This window comes from Nocardioides carbamazepini, assembly GCF_024614185.1.
GTDB classification, from domain to species: domain Bacteria; phylum Actinomycetota; class Actinomycetes; order Propionibacteriales; family Nocardioidaceae; genus Nocardioides; species Nocardioides carbamazepini.
The window spans coordinates 951588-966873 of record NZ_JAHTLF010000018.1; the positions used below are offsets into that span (position 1 = coordinate 951588).

The 15286-nt window shown below is 65.8% G+C and carries 9 protein-coding genes; 8 read left to right on the plus strand and 1 reads right to left on the minus strand.

Features of this window, described 5'->3' with window-relative positions; genetic code table 11:
* Nucleotides 1–585 precede the first annotated feature (585 nt).
* From KVF89_RS23355 to KVF89_RS23385, 7 genes are all read left to right on the plus strand, one after another.
* Complete coding sequence (locus tag KVF89_RS23355) at nucleotides 586–3537, plus strand: replicative DNA helicase (RefSeq protein WP_443690004.1); 2952 nt, start codon at nucleotides 586–588, stop codon at nucleotides 3535–3537.
* A gap of 523 nt (nucleotides 3538–4060) precedes the next feature.
* Nucleotides 4061–5062 (plus strand): CBASS oligonucleotide cyclase, encoded by a 1002-nt coding sequence (locus tag KVF89_RS23360; protein WP_257429000.1) that lies wholly within the window; start codon nucleotides 4061–4063, stop codon nucleotides 5060–5062.
* Between the two features lies 1 nt (nucleotide 5063).
* Complete coding sequence (locus tag KVF89_RS23365) at nucleotides 5064–5567, plus strand: HORMA-1 domain-containing protein (RefSeq protein ID WP_257429001.1); 504 nt, start codon at nucleotides 5064–5066, stop codon at nucleotides 5565–5567.
* A 75-nt stretch (nucleotides 5568–5642) separates the two neighbouring features.
* On the plus strand, nucleotides 5643–6584 hold the full coding sequence (locus KVF89_RS23370; protein ID WP_257429002.1) for an AAA family ATPase: 942 nt from the start codon (nucleotides 5643–5645) through the stop codon (nucleotides 6582–6584).
* Entirely contained in the window at nucleotides 6581–7339 is a 759-nt protein-coding gene (locus KVF89_RS23375; RefSeq protein ID WP_257429003.1) for a DUF6602 domain-containing protein, read from the plus strand. The genes KVF89_RS23370 and KVF89_RS23375 overlap by 4 nt, the downstream gene beginning before the upstream one ends.
* A 131-nt stretch (nucleotides 7340–7470) precedes the next feature.
* Entirely contained in the window at nucleotides 7471–9534 is a 2064-nt protein-coding gene (locus tag KVF89_RS23380) for a RecQ family ATP-dependent DNA helicase (RefSeq protein ID WP_257429004.1), read from the plus strand.
* 2 nt (nucleotides 9535–9536) lie between these two features.
* Nucleotides 9537–10490 (plus strand): DNA-processing protein DprA, encoded by a 954-nt coding sequence (locus KVF89_RS23385; RefSeq protein ID WP_257429006.1) that lies wholly within the window; start codon nucleotides 9537–9539, stop codon nucleotides 10488–10490.
* 464 nt (nucleotides 10491–10954) lie between these two features.
* On the opposite strand, the gene KVF89_RS23390 is transcribed toward KVF89_RS23385, so the two are convergent.
* A complete protein-coding gene (locus KVF89_RS23390) occupies nucleotides 10955–11149 on the minus strand; it encodes a hypothetical protein (RefSeq protein ID WP_257429008.1) in 195 nt (64 codons plus the stop codon).
* A 113-nt stretch (nucleotides 11150–11262) separates the two neighbouring features.
* Here KVF89_RS23390 and KVF89_RS23395 point away from each other — a divergent pair, with 113 nt between their 5' ends.
* The gene (locus tag KVF89_RS23395; RefSeq protein ID WP_257429009.1) at nucleotides 11263–15273 is read left to right on the plus strand and encodes a PDDEXK-like endonuclease domain-containing protein; all 4011 of its coding nucleotides are present in this window, start codon (nucleotides 11263–11265) and stop codon (nucleotides 15271–15273) included.
* Nucleotides 15274–15286 lie beyond the last annotated feature (13 nt).

A 15286-nucleotide genomic window follows, 5' to 3' on the forward strand; every position in this document is an offset into this window, starting at 1 on the left:
GAAATGAGGGTCGGGTGTGTGGTAGCGGAACCACTGCGACGGGAGACGCCGACCGACCCCCCGGTGACCGGAAGGTGAACAGGATCACACCGCTGTTTTTTGTCATCCACAGGCGTGGATCCACGTTTCCGCAGGTCAGCCGCAACTTAGGCCTCCCTGGCCGCTTCGTCTCCACAGGTTCCTCCCCACCCCGTGCACACCATCTCCGCGTGTCGTCCACGCCCTACCCCGAGTTATCCCCAACCCTTGTGGATAAGGCGCTTTCGGCGAGCCCGTCCTGCCCGTAGGTTGCCGCACTGGTGGCCCGTGCGGTCGACCCGCTCGGGTGATTGTGTCGGACCCGGTCGAGACGCTGGCCACCGCACGACCCGGGCGAGCGGACCCGGACCGGATACCGACGAGACGGCGACGAGATCAGGAGGTGGGAGGACCGTGAGCCTCACGGACGACCCCCCCGCCTGGACCACCGAGCCACCCAGCAACTGGGGTGACGGCCCGGCGGCGTACGCACCGGGAGAGGCACCCAGCGGTGGCCGCACGCCGCCGCAGGACATGGCCGCCGAGCAGTCGGTGCTCGGCGCGATGATGATCTCCAAGGACGCCATCGCCGACGTCGTCGAGGTGCTCCGCGGGCCCGACTACTACCGGCCGGCCCACGAGGAGATCCACGAGGCGATCCTCGACCTCTACAGTCGCGGCGAGCCGGCCGACATGGTGACCGTCGCCGGCGAGCTCCAGCGGCGCGGCCAGCTGCAGAAGATCGGCGGGGCGCCCTACCTCCACACCCTCGCGGCCAACGTCCCGATCGCGGCCAACGCCGGGTTCTACGCCGAGATCGTCTATGAGAAGGCGATCCTGCGCCGCCTCGTCAACGCGGGCACCAAGATCGTCCAGATCAGCTACGCCGGCGAGGGCGAGGTCGACGGCATCGTCAACGAGGCGCAGTCGGAGATCTACAAGGTCACCGACCGCAACAAGTCGGAGGACTACGCCCCGCTCAGCGACATCATGGACGGCGTCCTCGACGAGATCGAGGCCATCGAGAACCGCGAGGCCGGCATCTACGGCGTCCCCACCGGGTTCGCCGACCTCGACGAGCTGACCAACGGCCTGCACTCCGGCCAGATGATCGTCGTCGCGGCGCGTCCCGCCATGGGCAAGGCGCTGGCGCTCGACACCCCGCTGCCGACCCCCACCGGGTGGACCACGATGGGTGAGGTCCGGGTCGGTGACGAGCTGTACGACGCGCAGGGGCGTCCGACCCGTGTCGTGGCGGCCACCGAGGTGATGGTCGACCGGCCGTGCTTCGAGGTCGAGTTCTCCGACGGCTCGACGATCGTCGCCGACGCCCAGCACCAGTGGCTGACGGAGACGGTCGGCGGCGAGCCCCAGGTCCGCACCACGCTCGAGCTCGCGTCGACCGTCGACGCGGTCAACGCCATCGCTATGCCCGACGGTTCTGCGGTGAAGATCGACGCAGTGCAGCCGGTGCCATCCGTCCCGGTGCGCTGTGTCCAGGTGGACAACGCCGACCATCTCTACCTGGCCGGCCGGTCCATGATCCCGACGCACAACTCGACCCTCGCGCTCGACTTCTGCCGCGCCGCGTCCGTCGGGCACAACCTGACCAGCGCCTTCTTCAGCCTGGAGATGACGCGCGCCGAGATCGTGATGCGCCTGCTCTCCGCCGAGGCGCGCATCCCGCTCAATCACATCCGCAACGGCAAGATGGGCACCGAGGAGTGGGACCGCCTGGCCCGCCACGTCGCCAAGGTCTCGGCCGCGCCGATGTTCGTCGACGACTCGCCCAACATGACGATGACCGAGATCCGCGCCAAGGCGCGTCGGCTCAAGCAGAAGCACGATCTCAAGCTGATGGTCATCGACTACCTCCAGCTGATGTCGTCGGGCAAGAAGGTCGAGTCCCGCCAGCTCGAGGTCTCCGAGTTCTCCCGGCAGATGAAGCTCCTCGCCAAGGAGCTCGAGATCCCGATCATCGCCCTGTCCCAGCTCAACCGTGGTCCCGAGCAGCGTGCCGACAAGCGTCCGGCCATGTCGGACCTGCGTGAGTCGGGCTGCCTCACTGCTGACACTCGCCTGCTGCGTGCCGACACCAACGCCGAGATCACGCTCGGCGAGCTGATGCAGGACGACGTTCGCGATATCCCCGTCTGGGCGCTGGATGACCGGCTCAAGCTGGTTCCGCGCACGTTGACCCACGCGTTCCCCAGCGGCACCAAGCCGGTGTTCGAGGTGACGCTGGCCTCCGGCCGCCGCGTGAAGGCGACCGGCAACCACCCCTTCCTGACCTACGACGGCTGGATGCCGCTGGCCGAGCTCGAGGTCGGCAGCCGGGTCGGCGCCATCCGGCACGTCCCGCCGCCGCTGGAGATCGCGCCTCGTGACGAGGACGAGATCGTCGTGCTCGCGCACCTGCTGGGCGATGGGTCGTTCGTCAAGCGTCAGCCGATCCGGTACGCCAGCCAGGACGAGGCCAACCTTGACGTGGTCGCTGAGGCCGCGGGGCGGCGCTTCGGCATCACGGCGGTCCGCGACGAGTACGCCGCGGCGCGGGTGACGACCCTGCGCCTGCCCGCTCCCTTCCGGCTCGCGCGTGGTCGCCGCAACCCCATCGCCGAGTGGCTCGATGCCGACGGCCTGTTCGGGCTGCGCAGCCACGAGAAGTTCGTCCCCGACTGGGTCTTCTCGCTGCCCAAGGACCAGGTCGGGCTCTTCCTGCGTCACATCTGGGCCACCGACGGGTGCGTTCACTGGGACGAGAAGCGCGCGCTCGGGCGGATCTACTACGCCTCGACGAGTCGGCGCCTGGTCGATGATCTGGCCCGGCTGCTCGGCCGCTACAACATCTTCACCCGGATCAAGACCGCTCGGAAGGACGGCTACCGCGACGGCTACCACCTCCACGTCTACGGCGTGGAGAACCAGCTGAGGTTCATCGACGAGATCGGCGTGCACGGCGCCCGCGGCGTGACCGCGGCACGGATCGGTGAGCTCATCCGCGACGTCACTCCCAACACCAACGCCGACACTGTGCCTGTCGAGGTCTGGGACGATGTCCGATCGATCCTCAGCCACCAGGGTATGTCGCACCGTGAGTTCGCCGCCGCTATGGGCACGCAGTTCTGTGGCTCGACCATGTGGAAGCACGCCCCGAGCCGCCAGCGCCTCGGCAAGGTTGCTGCCGTCCTCGACCACGCCGACCTTGAGGTGCTCGCCACGAACGACGTCTACTGGGACAGCATCAAGTCCATCGAGGCGATCGGCGAGCAGCCCGTCTACGACGCCACCGTGCTCGGCGTCCACAACTTCGTTGCTGAGGGCATCGCCCTGCACAACTCCATAGAACAGGACGCCGACATGGTGATCCTGCTCCACCGTGACGACGTCTACGAGAAGGAGTCGACCCGCCCCGGCGAGGCCGACCTGATCGTCGCCAAGCACCGCAACGGCGCGACCCGCGACATCGTCGTCGCCTTCCAGGGTCACTACAGCCGGTTCGTCGACATGGCGCACTGACGGCGACCTGTTCGATGTCGAGTTGCCCCTGTGGAAATTCTTGAGGATGCTGGGGCAGGTGGTTGCTGCGGGACGAAAGTGTCCTGTGTGATCTCGCCAATGATGGCACCTGACCACTAGATCTGGAAGCGACTGGTCCTCGACGCCCTAGATGTGGTGCCGGCGGCGTCCGCCAGTGCTAACCTGTGGATAACTACATCGATGTAACTATGATTGGCAGTCGCCACGGTAGAGTGCTGATTTGTCGGGGACGGCCGGTAGCCTGTAAGGGCCGACCACCCGGCGAGGCGCCGACTCGGGGCGGGAACAACAGAACACCAAGAGCGCAGACAAGACGAAGGCCCTGAGGCGACGTGAAGTCTGATCTCAGGGCCTACGTGGTACTGCTTGGTCGCGGCCAGTGTAGGACTCCCATGACGGAAACACACGCGTTTCGGTGTCTTTTCCGTCATACGAGATCAAGTTCACGGCTCGACTCATGGCGTGTCTTCGAGCGCAACGCTCAAGACGACCAAGGAGTCCCATGCACGACCACGTCCAGCACTCTGACCTCGCGGCCTACGCGGCCGAGAAGGTCAACGTCCCGGCAGACAAGGCGAAGGCGCGGCGTGATCAGGTAACTCACCTGCGCACCCGCCTCCAGTCCTACATCGCAGACCACCCCGACTACGACCTCGTCAAGATGCGGGCTTCAGGCAGCGTCGCCAAGCACACCGCGATCAGGTCCAGTTCCGACACCGACATTGCCGCCTATGTTCGGGCCTCGGCCGTTGGCGGGGTGATGGCCAACGAGGCCGATCTCCTCGCCTGGCTTCGCGAACGGTGCATCGAGGTGTACGGCGCTACGAAGGATGCCTCCGACTTCGAGATCTCGCAGCACGCTGTCGCCATAACGATGCACGGCAGTGGCCTGAAGATCGACGTCGCGCCCGTCCTCTACGAGGACGAGCCAGACGACCGCGGATACCTCGTGACCCGCAACGGCGAGCGCGTCCTGACTTCGGTCACGCTGCACCTCGCGTTCCTCAACAAGCGCAAGACGGTCGCCGGCGCCGAGTACAAGGAGTTCATCCGTCTGGTGAAGGCGTTCATCGCTCGCGCCAAGATGGAAGCCGCTGCTACTGGGCCCGAGTTGCGATTCAAGAGCTTCCTCGCCGAGCTCATCGTCGCGCACCTCTACGACCATGGCTGGAACGGCCAGCCCCTGGCGGTCAAGGACTACCCGCAAGCCTTCGAGCAGTTCCTCGCCTACATCGTGCACACCGGCCTTAAACAGCCGATTCAGTTCACCGACTACTACGCGGCCTCGGCCGTCGGGGCCTCCAATGACCCTGTGCGGGTCTGGGACCCGGTCAACCCCGACAACAACGTCGCCGGCTCGTACACCGACAGCGACCGTCAGCGCATCGTCGACCGATGTGCCAAGGCTCTGGACCAGATCACCTGGGCGGGCATGGCCCCCACGAAGACCGCCGCGGTCGACGCCTGGCGGACGCTCCTCGGCCCGAGCTTCCCGGGAGCGTGAGATGACGACTTCTCTGACCCGCTCCTCGACCTTCACCTACACCGACGCGAAGTACGTCGCGAGCAAGCTAGGAGCCGACCTTCTCAACCTGCACGCCCGCTACGGCCACCCGCTTCGTGCCGACGTCGACGACTACGTGGAAGAGACCGCGCAATACCTACGGCACGGCTACCTGGACACCGTCGACTTCGGCTTCAAGGACGGTGATCGTTGGGTGCTTCGGCTGCGATACACGGCAGTCGCCGGGGGGCAGTTGCGCGACGAGACACCAGGTGGGTTGCCCAGCGCCTACGACGTTGCGGGGCACTCGTTCCACAGCTATCTAGTTCGGAACGATGCGTACTGGAACCTGAGCGATGCTCAGCGTGCTGAGTTCAACGCGACTCTTCCCATCCAGCGCACCGCTGGCGCCGAACCGACGGCATTCGCCGGCAGCACTGGCGGATCCTCTCAGTACTCCCGCAACGGCGCCGGCCTCGGCCGCAACGTCTACACCGCATTCTGACCCGTGGCACAGAGCGGCCGCCGCTGAACGCGGCGGCCGCTCCATGCCGGCCAACATGCCAAGGAGGTCACGTTCGTGACCAGCACCACGGAACTCTTCCACCCCGTCATTAGCCTGCCCGAGCCTGTCCGCGTAGACCGATACAAGCGGCTCGTCGGCCTCGACGACATCAAGACCCGCCTCCGAAAGGAGGCCGCGGTCCTCGCAGATCCAGCCGTTCTGACGCGATGGGCCGCTGCCAATCACCGCGGCGTCTCCTCCGACAATGCGGCCTTCACACTCCTGCGCGACCGTGCGCCGCTGTTGCTCTTCGCCGGTGACGTGGGGTCGGGCAAGTCGGCGCTCGCCGAGAGCTTCGGTTGCGACCTCGCCACCTTCTTGGACGTCGACGTAAACCTCTACCGCCTCAAGCTCTCCGCCCGCGGCACAGGCCACGTCGGCGAAATGACGGCCCTCATCGATGAGGCCTTCCAGAAGGTCGGCGCCGAGGCGCGCATCGGCCGGACCGCAGCAGGCAAGCTCCAAGCCGTCACCATTCTCGTGATCGACGAGGCAGACGCTCTGGTCCAGTCGCGAGAGGCTAGCCAGATGCACCACGAGGACCGCGCCGGTGTCGATGCCTTCCTCGCCGGCATCGACCAGTTTGCTGGCTCAGGGATCCCGCTGCTCGTCGTGATGTGTACCAACCGCCTCGCAGCGCTCGACCCTGCAGTGAAGCGTCGTGCCGCGGCCACCTTCACGTTCGGGCGACCGAACGCCGACCAGCGCAGGCAGGTGCTCTCCGGTGCCTTCGAGGGCTTCGAGCTCGCCGACGAGACAATCGAGAAGCTGGTCCTCGCGACTGGCGAGCGTGGTGACGGTCTGCCGGGTTTTACGTACTCAGACCTGACGCAGCGGCTTGTTCCGACAGCAGTTCTCGCCGCGTATCCGGATGAGCCGATCACCGCCGATCTCCTGATCACCGTCGCAGAAGATCTCGGCCCCACCCCGCCCTTCAGCGATGTGGCAGCGTCATGAGCACGGCACAGCGGCCAGACGACCTGACGAAGTTCGACCTCCGGGACGCATACCTCCGGCGTCAGGACCAGCTTCTCGCCGCGCTCAACGTCACCGCCGGATTCATCGATCACCCCTCCGCCAAGGGGGATGCCTCGGAGGTTGACTGGCGGGCCATGCTCAGTGGCTTCTTGCCAGGGCGTTACGGCGTTGGGCCGATCTTCGCCGTCGACTCGCGAGGCCAGCGAAGCGACCAGATCGACATCGCGATCTACGACCGTCAGTACGCCCCGCTCTTCTTCGAGACCTCCGGGGGCGACCTGGTCGTACCGGCTGAGAGCATCTACGCCGCCTTCGAGGTCAAGCCCGTCGTCGATAAGGAGTATGTCGAGTACGCGGGAAGCAAGGTCGCCAGCGTCCGCGCTCTCCACCGGACTTCCGCAGAGATCCGGCACGCGGGGGGCGTCTATCCACCCCAGGACCCAGCCGACAAGTCGATCATCGGTGGTTTGCTCGCCGCCCGGTCTGACTGGACCGACATGGAAGGACGTGCAGCCACCCGCGCGATCACGAGCGCCGAGCCCGACCGGCGACTCGACCTCGGGCTCGCCCTGGATACGAAGGCCTTCGAGTCGACCGCGCCGGCGATCGAACTCGCCTACAGCGCCGACGGCACCCAATTGATCTGGTTCGCCCTCCGCCTGTTCCGACGCCTCCAGCGAATGGGCACAGCCCTCGCGATAGATCTGGACGAGTACGAGAAGGCGCTTGAGTGAACTGAGGCGCGCGGCACGAGTCAGGCGCCTTTTCCAGAACCTCAGGAATGTGTCGGCGACTGCCAGTACCGTCCGATCGGCCGCCTGAGTCGGCCTCAAGTCAAATCACCTTCGAGCGAAAGGCACGAGACATGAGCGCCGGTGGCTTCGCGCACCGTGCCCAGCAGGTGCTGCGACAGGCGCTGGGAGGCGACGCCGCCTTTCGACCGCAGCAGCTGGAAGCCATTGAAACGATCGTCGCGAGGCGCGGGCGGCTGCTGGTCGTTCAGCGGACCGGCTGGGGGAAGAGCGCGGTCTACTTCGTTTCCACCCGACTCCTTCGCGACGAGGGAGCTGGACCGTCGATCATCATCTCGCCGCTTCTCGCCCTGATGCGTGACCAGATCGAGGCAGCGAAACGCATCGGGCTGGTCGCGGAGACGATCAATAGCAGCAACCGAGACGATTGGGACCGTGTCGAGGCCGGTCTCCTCAGCGGCTCCATCGACTTGCTCCTGATCTCACCCGAGCGTCTCAACAACACCGAGTTTCGCGACCGTCTCCTGACTCCCCTGGCAAGCGCCGCCGGCCTTCTCGTGATCGACGAAGCGCACTGCATCAGCGACTGGGGACACGACTTCCGACCGGATTACCGTCGCATCGTCCGTGTTCTCGACTTGATGCCCTCGACTGTTCCAGTCCTATGCACCACGGCCACCGCGAACGACCGCGTAGTCACCGACATCGTGGGCCAACTCGGCACCGGGCTCGAGGTCATCCGCGGATCTTTGGACCGCGAAAGCCTGTCGCTGCACGTGCGCAGGCTGGATACCCAGCCCGAGCGCCTCGCATGGCTCGCCGAGTGGCTGCCGACCACAAGTGGATCCGGGATCATCTATTGCCTGACCGTAGCCGACACCAGGCGAGTAGCCGACTGGCTCAACGCCCGCGGCATCAGCGCAGTCGCCTACTCCGGCGACACGGATGCCGAGGTGAGGCTCGATATCGAACGGCGCCTCAAGAGCAATGACGTGAAGGTCGTTGTCGCCACCTCCGCTCTGGGGATGGGGTACGACAAGCCGGACCTTGCGTTCGTGGTCCATTTCCAGTCGCCGGACTCGCCGGTTGCCTACTACCAGCAGGTTGGACGTGCCGGGCGCGCGATCGATCGCGCGACAGCCGTCCTCTTGGTCGGGGCAGAGGACTCGGACATCTGGGAGTACTTCCTGGCCAACAGCCTGCCGGTCCAATGGCATGCCGAAGCGGTCACCGAGTTCCTCGCCAGTCGTGCTGATTGGACCCCGCAACGCGACATCGAATCGGCAGTCAACATCAAGACAGCCCGCCTGACAGGCCTGCTCAAGATTCTCGAGATCGAAGGAGCAGTTGAACGAAGCGGAACCTCGTACCGGCGAACGCTGCGCCTCTGGGAATTCGACGAGGAACGCGTGGACCGCGTACGGGACGCCCGCGTGCGCGAACAGCAGACGATGAAGGACTACGCAGATTCGCCGGACTGCCGCATGGCCTACATCCGGAGCACCCTCGACGATCCTTCACCGCCCCAATGCGGCCGCTGCGACAACTGCAACGGGAGCGTCGCAGACGGCGCACTCCCGAAGGAACGGATCGTCGAGGCCGTCGAGTTCATCCGCCGCAGGCCGGTTGAGATCGACCCACGGCGGCGATGGGTCGGCGGCGGTCGAACCGGAGGAGTCGCACTCGACCAGCGGCTCCAGCCCGGTCGCGCCCTCGCGTACTTGTCTGATCCAGGCTGGGGACGAGACCTCCTGCAGGCGAAACACGCCGGCAGGCACGTCGACGATTCCATGGTGGAGGCCGCGGCCGCACTCGTCGAGGACTGGCTCGAGAACGAACCGCAGTTGACCGTCGTCTTCGTTCCCAACTCGGACCCGGCGCGATCTCTGGTCCCGGATTTCGCCCGCCGTCTTGCGGCCACGCTCAAGATCTCGATCTCCGGCTGCGTTGAAAAGGTGGCGCCCACGCAGCCCCAGAAGCTGATGGAGAACAGCGTCCAGCAGTTCATGAACGTCCACGGCTCCTACCGGGTCGTCGGTCCGACACCGACCGGTCCGGTCCTCTTGGTCGACGACGTTTCGGACTCAAGGTGGACAATGACAGTGATCGGGGCTCTCCTTGCTGAAGCAGGAGTTGGCCCGGTGTACCCATTCGCAATCGCAAAGACCAAGGGATAGCAGTGCTGGATCAGGCAGACCTAGTCACGCTCGCGCTGACGAGTCGCATCGTGCCCAGCCAGGTCGCGCCCTTGACGGCGCGGCAGTACTGGCCGCTCACCCGAGCGGTCGATCTGCCCTGGTTGATGGGTCGATCAGCCGCCGAGATCGCGGTCGAGCTCTCCATTGCCGGCGAGGACGCGGAACGAGTTGCCCGCCTCCTCGACCGTGGCGCCGCACTCGCGCTCGCGATGGAGCAACTTGAACACACCGGCGTCTGGACGACGACCGGCATGGCTGACCGATACCCCGAGATGCTTCGTCGGCGACTGGGCGACGCCGCTCCGCCGCTGCTCCATGGCGTCGGCGACGCCAATCTCTGGCAGACCGACGGCGTGGGGGTGGTCGGTTCGCGCGACATCGGACCCGAATCAGCCGACGTAGCACGCGAAGTCGCACGAGCGGCGGTCCATCAGCGGCTGCCGATCGTCTCTGGCGCAGCCCGCGGCGTCGACCAACACGCGATGAACGCCGCCTTCGAGTTCGGCGGCCACGTCATCGGTGTACTCGCGGACTCACTCGAACGGACAGTGGCCAAGCCGAGTACGCGACAAGGCATCGCGAGTGGACAGATCTGCCTGGTGACCCCCTACACGCCCAAGGCACCGTTCTCCGCCGGGAACGCGATGGGGCGCAATAAGATCATCTACGCGCTCTCGCGATGCGTTGTCGTCGTACGGAGCGAGGAGGGCAGCGGGGGGACCTGGGGCGGTGCAACCGAAGCCATCCGAGGCAAGTTCACCACCGTCGTGTCATGGACGGGCCAAGGATCCGCTCAGGGCAACCGTGCGCTCGTCGACCTTGGCGCTCGAGCACTTGAGTCTGCGGACCAAATCGAAGGTCAGATCGAGTCGGCCTTCGAGCAGCCGGTTCCCCCAGCGCGGGCATTCAAGGCCGACCAACTTTCACTCTTCTAAGGTCTAGTCCTACCCGCATCCAGGGCGGGCTCCAGTCAGTCGATCCTGTCTTCAAGGGGCAGATTCCAGTCGACGTAGCAACACACACGCCGCCGGGAGCTCGAGCGCCGCAGGACCTCCGCCGAGCTACCTCCGGAGCAGCTCATCGGCATGGCCAGCCGTTTGATGCAGCAATGCGAAAACGCTCCAATGGATCGCCGACGGAAAGGCAGACGGAGACGCACCCAACCCGCGCCCCGCCTGCCCCAGATCGCGGTGCGAGCGCCAAGCGCCCCGCCGCCGTACGCGGCCGAAGGTCGGCGTGGCACGCCAATGACCGACCGCGGACGCGCCAACGACTTACCACTGTCCTGGCCTTGAGGTGGGGTGCCAGCCCCATTGGCCGCCTTCGTCTGACGGCCCGTAACCAGTGGGCCCCGATCTCCCGGCATCTTCGAAACCTGTTCGCAGCTCCCGGCACCGTTTCAGCCAGTCGACCAGGAGTAGGCCATGGCGAGGTTGCTTTCTGCCACGGAGCGAGCAGCCAGTTCCAGGACTCTGGTCGAGAACATGGCCAGCGAGTGGAACTCGCCTCGAGCGCGAAATTCCTCGAGGCGGCCGTCGACCAGAACGTGACCAGTCGTTCGCTGCCAGATCTCGATGACTGCGTCCTCGCGCACGCTCTGCATTCTCAGACAAGTCGACGTCGGGCGAGTTCCCAAATTCGTGCCCAATCGGTCGGACCCGACGCATAGCCTGATGCCCGCAGCAGAAGGGTCGATGAGGAGTGACGGTGGAGACGACGCAACGACAGTCGCGCAAGGAGTTGGTGGCCGCGGCCGTCGAGCGATGGGCGAAGGATCTGGTCGACACAGGCAAGCGCAACCCGCTGCTCTACTACCGGCCTTTGCAGGCCGGAACCCTGTCGTTCGATCACGCGGATACGGCGGCATTGACGGCGTTCCTCGCAGGGAGCCAGATCAAGCTGTCGGCGCTGTTCCCGACACCGACAGTTTCCGCCGATGCGCTCAAGCGAATCCGAACGATCCGCAAGAAGATCCTCACACTCGAGGAGGAGCGCGGCATCCAGACCGGCTACCTCGCCATCGGAATGGCGACGTGGACCGAGGAAGGAACGGCCGCGACAGAACGAGCGCCGGCTGCCCCGATCCTGCTGCGCGAGATCTGGATCAAGCCGCGCAGCGCGTCCGAAAGCGACTTCGATCTGACGCTGGCAGAGGAGGCCGAGTACAACCCGGTCCTGCTCCACTACCTCAACGAACGCTTCGGGTCATCAGTCGACTTCAGTGGCCTGCCGGAGGACCCGGACGAGAAGAGCTGGCCCGGCATCGCCGAATCCATCGGGGCTCTCGAGTCGGCTTGCGCCCAGGTCCCGGGCTTCGCGACCGAGAGGACCTTGACTGTTGGCAGCTTCGCGTACCAGAAGCTGCCGATGGTCAACGACCTCAAGGCGGACATCGAGCTGCTTCTCGAGTCCGACGTGATCGCTGCCTTGGCTGGCGATGCCCAGGCGCAAGCGACACTTCGTGGCAACGTGGGCCACACGGACGCGCTCGAACCGTCACGACCAGACCACACACCGCCGGTCGACGAGTTCCTCGTCCTGGATGCCGACTCCTCGCAGAACTACGCGATCAACGCGGCCTTCGGCGGCAGCCACGTCGTTGTCAAAGGCCCGCCCGGCACGGGCAAGAGCCAGACGATCACCAACCTCATCGCCGGCCTGATGGCGCGAGGCAAGCGTGTCCTGTTCGTCGCGGAGAAGCGCGCCGCCATCGACGCCGTACTGGGCCGTCTCGGCGGCGCCGAACTGGACACCTGGGTCATGGACCTCCACGACGGCCTGTCGAACCGGCGCCGCGTTGCACAGCAACTCTCCGAGACTCTCGAGCGCGCGTCTCGCACGGGCGTCCCAGATGTCGGGGCTCTTCATCGGGAGTTGGTCGCCAGCCGTGATCGGCTGACTAACCACTCACAGATGATGCACCGACCGCGGGAACCTTGGGGATTCAGCGTCTACGATCTCCAAGCCCTCCGGCTCCAACTCGGTGACATCAAGCCGACCTACCGGTTCCGCGGGCCGAGGCTTACCGCCGCGACCCAGGAGATGGTCGAAGACGCCATCGCAGTCTTGACCGAGTACGCCGAGCTCGACGGACTCAAGGCGGCCGAGGCCGGTGCATGGTCAGGCGCGCAAGTCGACACGGCCGACCAGGCGCGCCAGGCCATCGAGATCGTGCGCCAACTCCGCGATCGCACTGTGCCCGATGCTGGCGCGAAACTGAACTTGCTCGTCGAGACTCTCGGGCTGCGCCGGCCGACGTCTGTCGATCAGTGGGGCGGTCTCCTTTCCCTCGCGAACCAAGTCGCGGCTCTTTGCCAGCAACTGTCGGAGGCAGCGTTCAGGGAGGGACAGGAGACGCTTGTCGCAGCGACAGCCACCGCTCGCTGGCGAAAGGAGCGCGGCGTGAGCATGGCCTGGGGCGAGCGTAGACGCGCCGTCAAGGCCGCGAAGACACTCGTCGTGGCAGGCAAGCCGAGCAAGAGCGAGCTCCACACCAAACTTGTCCATGCGACCGAACTCAGCGCCGCCTGGCGAGCCGCATCCGTCGACGGTGGAGAACCACGGTTGCCCGCCGACCTTGCTGGGACGCATGCTCAACTCGAGCAGATGACGACCGAGCTGCGCGGGCTCGGGGCATTCGTCGCGTCTAGCGAACTCGGCTCACTCGACCCCACCACCGAGCTCCCACAGCGACTGGACGCTCTGGTCCGGGACCACACGCAGCTGTCCAAGCTTCCTCGACTGCGCGAGCTGCACCGCAAGATCCACGACCTCGGACTCGATGCCTTCGCCGACGAATGCCGCAGGCGAGAGGTCCAGCCACAAGACGTACGCCCGCTCCTGGAAGCAGCGTGGCTCGACTCAATCCTCGAAGACGTGGCGCTAACCGACGCCAAATACGGAGCGTTCCAGGGCACGACCCTCGACCGGACCGTCAGTACCTTCCAAGCCGCAGACACGCAGCACATTCAGTCCGCGGGCGCACGGGTGCAGCGGAAGGCGGCAGAGGCGCTCTATGCGGCGTTGGATGCCCATCCGGAACAAACACTGCTGATCCGGAAGCAGGCCAATCTCAAGCGGCGGCACATGCCGATGCGGGAACTGCTCGAGCAGGCAGGCGACGTGCTCCTCGCTGCCAAGCCCTGTTGGGCGATGTCTCCACTGGTCGTCAGCCAGGTACTCCCGATGCGACGCATGTTCGACGTCGTGATCTTCGACGAAGCCAGTCAGATCCCCCCAGCGGATGCCATCCCGTCCATCGCTCGAGGGCACAAACTGGTCGTCGCCGGCGACGAGCGCCAACTCCCGCCGACCGCGTTCTTCGGCAGCACTGTTGATGACAGCGACGAGGAAGACGACATCGAGAACATCACGCTCACGAGTGGCTTCGAATCGATCCTGGACGCACTTGCTCCGCTGATATCGACACGGAATCTGCAGTGGCACTACCGCAGCCGCGACGAGAAGCTCATCGCGTTCAGCAACGTCCACATCTACGACTCCTCACTCACCACGTTCCCAGGCGCGCAGCAGGACGGAGTCCTCAAGCACGTCCACGTGCCATGGGCCCCCGGCGGGAACGGCGTCGCCGGTTCCACTAGCGCCGAGGTGGAGAAGGTCGTCGACCTCGTCCTCGACCATGCCGAGAACCGTCCCGAAGAGTCCCTTGGCGTTATCGCGATGGGCATCAAGCACGCGGACCGCATCGACGCGGCGGTCCGTGAGCGCCTGCGGGATCGCAGCGACCTCGAGTCATACTTCTCCGAAGCCCAAGAGGAGCGGTTTTTCGTCAAGAACCTCGAACGCGTGCAGGGCGATGAACGCGACGCGATCATCATGTCGGTCGGCTACGGGAAGAGCGCGGATGGCCGCATGCTCTACCGATTCGGCCCCATCAACACCCAAGGCGGCGAGCGTCGCCTCAACGTCGCAGTCTCCCGAGCGAAGCGACGCATGACGCTGGTCTCGTCGTTCGCCTCCGCCGACCTCGATCCGAGCAAGCTCAACGCACGCGGCGCCGAGCTGCTCGGCGCGTATGTGTCCTTCATGGAATCGGGTGGCACCGACCTCGGATCGATCGCAACCCCGCCGCCGCGCCTCAACGCCTTCGAACAGGACATCCGCGACCGACTGACCCACGCCGGCCTCAACCTCACACCTCAGTTCGGAGTCTCCGGCTATCGCATGGACTTCGTCGCCTCCCACCCCGAGAAGCGCGGCCAGTACGTCCTCGCGATCGAGGCTGACGGCGCGAGCTACCACTCCTCGGCCACCGCCCGAGATCGCGACCGCCTCCGCCAGGAACACCTCGAACGACTCGGCTGGCGCTTCCACCGCATCTGGTCCACCGACTGGTTCCGCAACCCGCAAGCCGAGGTCGAGCGCGTGCTCCAGGCGTTCAATGCTGCGGTCGAGGCTGCCGACAAAGGCGGGGCCACGGGCCAACGCGCTCACCCGATCGCATCACCAACCACGGTTGAGCCGGCGACAGGGCAGCCGACCAGGACCTTGCCGACGCCGAAGATCTGGTACGGCCAGCCGATCACGACCTACAGCCGATCCGAACTCGTCGCGGTCGTCCGTTGGATTCAAAGCGACGGCCTGTTGCGAACTGAGGAAGACCTCATCCGCGACGCGATGGACGAGCTCGGCTGGCGACGGCGCGGGTCCCGCATTGATGCGGGTCTGCGAGACGCGATCGTTGCGGCGAAGCGCTAACGCGGCCGGTGGG